Origin of the sequence: Microbispora sp. ATCC PTA-5024 (assembly GCF_000511135.2) — a bacterium.
Classification (GTDB): Bacteria; Actinomycetota; Actinomycetes; order Streptosporangiales; family Streptosporangiaceae; genus Microbispora; species Microbispora corallina.
The window spans coordinates 888605-893896 of the sequence record NZ_KI866523.1 but is presented as its reverse complement, the minus strand read 5'-3'; the positions used below and the strand labels follow the sequence as shown (position 1 = coordinate 893896).

Below are 5292 nucleotides of genomic sequence, written 5' to 3'. Positions count from 1 at the left end.
AACGCGAGCGCGACGCCCTCGGCCACGTCTCGACGATCCGAGGCCTGCGCCGCTGGCGGGACGCGTTGGTCCAGAACAACGCCCTTCGACATGGCGCCTACGGCTGCGCGCTCGGTTCGCTGGCCTCCGAGGTCTCCGATCACGACGCCCTCGCGCGCCAGGCCCTGTCCCACCTTTTCGCCGAATGGCAGGGACTCCTGGCGGACGTGTTGCGACGGCTTCAAGACGGTGGCGGGCTTGCGCCCGAGGTATCGGTCGACCAGCTCGCGACCGGGCTCATGGCCGCCCTCCAGGGCGGGTACATGCTGGCCCAGACCGCGCGCGATGTCACACCGATGGCAACCTCGATCGACATGGCACTCGCGCACATCGAGAGCCTGTCTGAAAGCTCATCCCCGAACGGCTCCGGATCCGGACCGAAGTCGCAGGCTCAGGACGCGGCCCGTGCCCAGCAAGATCTGCAACAGCCTCAGGTGTGAGCTCGATCCCCGCCGAGACACGAACTGGGGTACCGCGCAGCACCTCCTGGTCGAAAGCCGCCATGTGCCCAGTCGAAGTCATCTTCGTGCCTCGCGCGGTGGGATGTGTGAGCGAGACCCACTCGCCCGTAGTCGCGTGAGCCAGGTCACCCGACGACCCCGTCATCGATCAGCGCCTCGTGGAGGCCGGGTGTCTTCATCCTTGCGCGCGGACCGTCCAGTCCAACGTACGGCACTCCAGCTTTGCCGAGCGAGCTTCCGCACGCCATAGTTGGACTACATCGTCCAAAACGACGACTGCCCGAACGCATGCCGCAGATACACGTCGAAGGAGTGGGCCGATGAGCAGCGAAGAACGGGCACCGGCTGCCGAAGATCTGATCGACGACACCAGCCGGGGCCGCTTCGAGCTGTACCGGGACGGCGAACTGGTCGGCTGGCTCTACTACACCCATCTGAAGCCCAACCGGTACGCCCTCAAGCACACCGAAGTCGAGCCCAGTCATCAGCACCAAGGTGTCGCCGGTGCGATGGTGCTGCGAGTGCTCGACGAGATCCGCGCCCGTGAGGGCACGATCACCGCGATCTGCCCCTTTGTGGTCGACTACCTCTCACGAACGACCGCCTATGCCGATCTGATCGACGCTCGACACCCCGGCTACCCCGATCGTGCGTCCGCCGAGGCGGCGCAAGCCAAGGCCCGCGGCTGAGACCACGCGGCCATCGTAAGAACGCCTCGGCGCTCCGATCGGCCTCCCGCTCGGAGTCGGATGGCGTCGCCCCGTGCGACTTGGGGCTTTCGTTACGACAGAAGGTTGTAACCGCAGTTTTTGGACTATATAGTCCTGTTACGCGGTTCCCGTGATGAAGAGATCCGGAACTCGGCGCCGGCGGAGTCGCCCCTCGCGATGCAGGTCACCCGGGCGCCCGGCGCACTCACGCCACCCTCCAGGTCGCGGCCAGGACAGTAGGGCCTGCGGCGGAACTCTCAAGCACCAAGAGCCCGACTTCGGCTCGACGACGAATACTCACACCCCGACCGGAGGTCGATTCGCTGTGTCACGACTGAACGCTCCCGCCCCAGAGGATGTACCTGCCGGCACGCAGCGAATACTCGACACTGTCGGTGCGCAGCTCGGCTTCGTCCCGAACATGTTCAAGACCATCGCGTCGAACCCAGCCGTTCTCGAGGCCGTCACGACTCTGCAGGGCACCTTGAGCCGGGTTCTGGACGCGAGGACCCGGCACAGCATCGCGCTGGCCGTGTCGCAGGCCAACGGCTGCGGTTACTGCCTCGCGATGCACACCCACGTCGCGACCGAATTCGGCGGCATGTCGGGCGACGACATCGAGCTCGGCCGCCTCGGGAGCTCGGTCGATCCCAAACGCGCCGCGGCCGCCCGCTTCGCGCAACGGGTGGTCGAAAGCCGCGGGAAGGTCAGCGACGCCGAGCTCGCGGACGTGCGAGGCGCCGGGTACACCGACCCGCAGATCCTGGCGATCGTCGCGTCGGCAGTGCAGTTCCTGCTCACCAACTTCATCAACAACGTCAACCAGACCGACCTCGACATCCCCGCCGTCGGCTCGGTCGATACGGCCGTGGCCCAGTAGAACCACAACCTCCACCTGACGGCGCCCGACGCGGCGAGCGAGAGCGTGATCGAGCATGTCAAGAACTGGGTGGCATGCCGGGACCTGCGTCATCGGCGGGCGTCAGTTGATCTCGGAGTACCCGCGACAGACACCGAGGGGCGGACAGGTGCACGCATCGCGCGTACCCCAACAACACCTCACCCACCGGTTGATCGCCGGAACGACGCGGTCGGCGCACCCAGCCGGCAAACCCTCACCGAGGCAACGATCATTCAGGAAGGCGCGACATGCCGGGCTCGGACCTCTATGAGAAATTCATGGCGCTGCACACCCGCGACGGTGGGTTCGTCATGCCGAACGCCTGGGACGGCCTCTCGGCGCTGATGCTGGCCGATGCCGGCTTCGAGGCGATCGCGACATCGTCGGCGGCGCTCGCCGCCACACTCGGCCGGTCCGACGGACGTCACGAAGTCACCCGCGACGAGCATCTCGAGCACGCGCGACTGCTCGGCCGGCTCACCGGGCTGCCCGTCAACGGAGACTTCGAGGACGGTTACGGCGACACGGTCGAAGATGTCGCGGCCACCGTTGAGGCCGCCGTGGAGTCTGGCCTGGCCGGTATCGGGATCGAGGACACCTCGGGCAATCCCGATCAGCCCATCCGCGACTTCGACGAGGCAGTCAGCCGCGTACGTAGCGCCGTCGACGCGGCCAAGGGGCGCATCGTCGTCACCGGCCGCACCGACAACTTCATCCAGGGGCGTCCCGATCTCGACGACACCATCCGGCGTCTGACGGCCTTCGCCGAGGTCGGCGCGGATGTGCTCTACGCCCCGTACCCACCCGACCTCGACGCCCTTGAGGCGATCGTCACCGCGGTAGCGCCGACACCGGTCAACGTCCTCGTGTCCCCGGCGGACGAGGTGCTGACCGTTGCCGAACTGCAGAAGGCCGGGGTCAAACGCATCAGCGTGGGCCCGTTCCTCTACGTCCACGCGATGGGGGCACTGGAACAGGCCACCAAGGCGCTCGTCGCGGGCGACCTCGCCTCGGCGACGACAGGCATCAGCTTCGAGCGCATCAGCGAACTACTCGCCTCTGGCAAGAACTAGCCCAAACCCAACGAATCACGGGCTCTTCACCCACTGATTGCACGAAAAAGGCAGGTTGCCATGGATCTCGACAAGCTCATGAGCAAGCACCTCACCAGGGCTTTCGACCCCAGTAAGACCATCCCGGAAGAGACCCTTCAAAAACTGTTGAGGTTTCTGCGGTCCACGCCGTCGTCGACGAACATTCAGCCCAACCACTTCTACGTACTCGCCACGGCCGAAGCCAAAGAGCACCTCGTGGCCAACCTGGGCGAACGTTTCCAAGACAACGGCGGGAAGATCCTGAACGCGTCGCACACCATCATCCTCACCACCCGGGCGGATCTGCCCGAGAGCCACATCAGAGAGGTGTTCGACAAGGAGACCGCCGACGGCCGGTTCGGCGACCCGGCGAAGCGCGCGCTGTGGCAGTCGATGACCCGCGACTTCCTCAACCTGCGCAACTACGGCTACAAGGACGTGAACCACTGGATGGAGAAACAGACCTACATGGCGCTGGGCATGACCATGATGGCGGCCGCCGAACTCGGCGTCGAAGCAATGCCGCTCGAAGGGTTCGACCCGACCAGCGTCGACAAGGCGTTCAAGATTCGCGAAACCGGACACACCACCACAGTGCTGCTGGCCCTCGGCTACCCCGACCTTACGAAGGTGTACACCGACCCGATCTCGCGCTTCGACGCCGACCAGCTGTTCACCTTCGCCTGAACATTTCCGGCATCGGAACGACTGTGGCCGAAGTACGCGGACCGCGGGCACCTCGGTCCTCGATGTCGGTCCACGCCGGACAACCAGACCGGCGGCAGGCGCCGCCGGTCATCGTCTCGGCCATCGCCACTGTCCTGGCCGTTGCCGGCGTGCGGGCGCCGCCGTTCGTGGCGGCCATGCGGGAGACGCCACCGTGGGCCTTCGCCGGCGATCAGAGCACTCGGATCGACAGAGGAGTTGATCAGCTTGGACGGACGGGAACTGCAGAAGATCGCGGGCGACTGCACCATGGAACTGCCTGGCGCCGACCTGGAGCGTCGTTTCGACCCCGACTGGGAGCTCTACAAGGTGCGTGGCAAGGTCTTCATGCTCATGACCGACATGCCGGGGCGCCCCGTCGTGATCCTGAAAGCTGATCCGGACAACGCCGCAGCCCTGCGTGAACAGTACGCAGACATCACCCCCGGCTATCACATGAACAAGAGGCACTGGATCACGGTGGAAGGTGGGGGCACCATCGACGAGAAGCTGGTGAAGGAGCTCGTGATCGACTCCTACCGTCTGGTTGTCGACGGGCTTCCCAAGTCCGAGCAGCCCGTGGATCCGCGCACGTACGGCCGCCGCGCCTGACCTTCGTCATGCCCATCAGCGGCGAGAAGCTCCAGGACGGAGCGCGCGATGACCACGTACCCACCATGACATTCGGCGGTAGTCAATGTGGGCTAACTCAATTGGCCCTTCATCAGGTCCCAGAATGACCTGTGGCGATTCGCGCCTGGCAACCAAGGCGCGAGATACCAGGCCTCCCATTCGCCGTCAGCGGTCTTGACGTGAGGGTTGAGGAGAAATTCTCCATCGTCCCAGTGCCCGACCAGAAGGGTGCCGGGCAGATACTCCTCTCTCAGATGGACGCAGTCCTGCTCCTCCCCGTAGACGAGGTAGAGGTCATCGGGCACGCTCCAAGGCTTCTCGCCCTCGGGCGATGACCAGGACTCGACCATCCAGGGCTCAAGGTCGCGGAGCCAGCCGACGTCCGCGACCGGCCGCAGGGAGTACTCATCGACGCCCCAGCCGTTGGCGAACAGGAGGAACTGCCGATAGCTCGGCGGCAGGCTCATGCGCAACCGCTCTTCGAGTTGACTGACCTCTAGCTCACTTGCCGGGGGGTGGAGACCGTCGTCCGGTCCTATTGGCGGACGGTCGGGACCTTCGGGCATCGGCTCCTCTGCTGGAAAGAGGTCAGACCATGCGTACTGGACACTCATGGCGGGAGACGATATCCGTCACGGCTGACATCTCATCCGATCTAGGCCCCCAACGCCGACTTGGCAATGCTCGTCACGTGGCCGCATGGAGCGCATCTTCCGCAACGCGCCGACTTCACGTGGTGACGTCCCGGG

General features: G+C 65.3%; 7 protein-coding genes. 6 read left to right on the top strand and 1 reads right to left on the bottom strand.

Annotated features, from left to right (window positions below):
* The 6 genes from MPTA5024_RS16695 to MPTA5024_RS16670 all read left to right on the top strand — a co-directional run.
* Positions 1–479 (top strand): TetR family transcriptional regulator C-terminal domain-containing protein (locus MPTA5024_RS16695; RefSeq protein ID WP_198167192.1); only part of this gene is annotated, 479 nt, incomplete at its 5' end.
* 341 nt (positions 480–820) lie between these two features.
* On the top strand, positions 821–1189 hold the full coding sequence (locus tag MPTA5024_RS16690; protein WP_051458259.1) for a GNAT family N-acetyltransferase: 369 nt from the start codon (positions 821–823) through the stop codon (positions 1187–1189).
* A gap of 442 nt (positions 1190–1631) precedes the next feature.
* Positions 1632–2090 (top strand): carboxymuconolactone decarboxylase family protein, encoded by a 459-nt coding sequence (locus MPTA5024_RS16685; protein WP_198167191.1) that lies wholly within the window; start codon positions 1632–1634, stop codon positions 2088–2090.
* A gap of 299 nt (positions 2091–2389) precedes the next feature.
* A complete protein-coding gene (locus MPTA5024_RS16680; protein WP_198167190.1) occupies positions 2390–3184 on the top strand; it encodes an isocitrate lyase/PEP mutase family protein in 795 nt (264 codons plus the stop codon).
* Positions 3185–3244: 60 nt separating this feature from the next.
* The gene (locus MPTA5024_RS16675) at positions 3245–3892 is read left to right on the top strand and encodes a nitroreductase family protein (RefSeq protein WP_036324957.1); all 648 of its coding nucleotides are present in this window, start codon (positions 3245–3247) and stop codon (positions 3890–3892) included.
* A 246-nt stretch (positions 3893–4138) separates the two neighbouring features.
* Positions 4139–4522: an MmcQ/YjbR family DNA-binding protein gene (locus tag MPTA5024_RS16670; RefSeq protein WP_036324956.1), complete on the top strand. Its 384-nt coding sequence runs from the start codon at positions 4139–4141 to the stop codon at positions 4520–4522.
* Between the two features lie 92 nt (positions 4523–4614).
* On the opposite strand, the gene MPTA5024_RS16665 is transcribed toward MPTA5024_RS16670, so the two are convergent.
* Complete coding sequence (locus tag MPTA5024_RS16665) at positions 4615–5157, bottom strand: SMI1/KNR4 family protein (RefSeq protein WP_157099505.1); 543 nt, start codon at positions 5155–5157, stop codon at positions 4615–4617.
* Positions 5158–5292 lie beyond the last annotated feature (135 nt).

What these genes read in the sequence shown, in the direction of transcription:
- MPTA5024_RS16690 (WP_051458259.1), top strand. Translation starts at nt 821, where the DNA reads ATGAGCAGCGAAGAACGGGCACCGGCTGCCGAAGATCTGATCGACGAC.
- MPTA5024_RS16685 (WP_198167191.1), top strand. Translation starts at nt 1,632, where the DNA reads ATGTTCAAGACCATCGCGTCGAACCCAGCCGTTCTCGAGGCCGTCACG.
- MPTA5024_RS16680 (WP_198167190.1), top strand. Translation starts at nt 2,390, where the DNA reads ATGGCGCTGCACACCCGCGACGGTGGGTTCGTCATGCCGAACGCCTGG.
- MPTA5024_RS16675 (WP_036324957.1), top strand. Translation starts at nt 3,245, where the DNA reads ATGGATCTCGACAAGCTCATGAGCAAGCACCTCACCAGGGCTTTCGAC.
- MPTA5024_RS16665 (WP_157099505.1), bottom strand. Translation starts at nt 5,157, where the DNA reads ATGAGTGTCCAGTACGCATGGTCTGACCTCTTTCCAGCAGAGGAGCCG.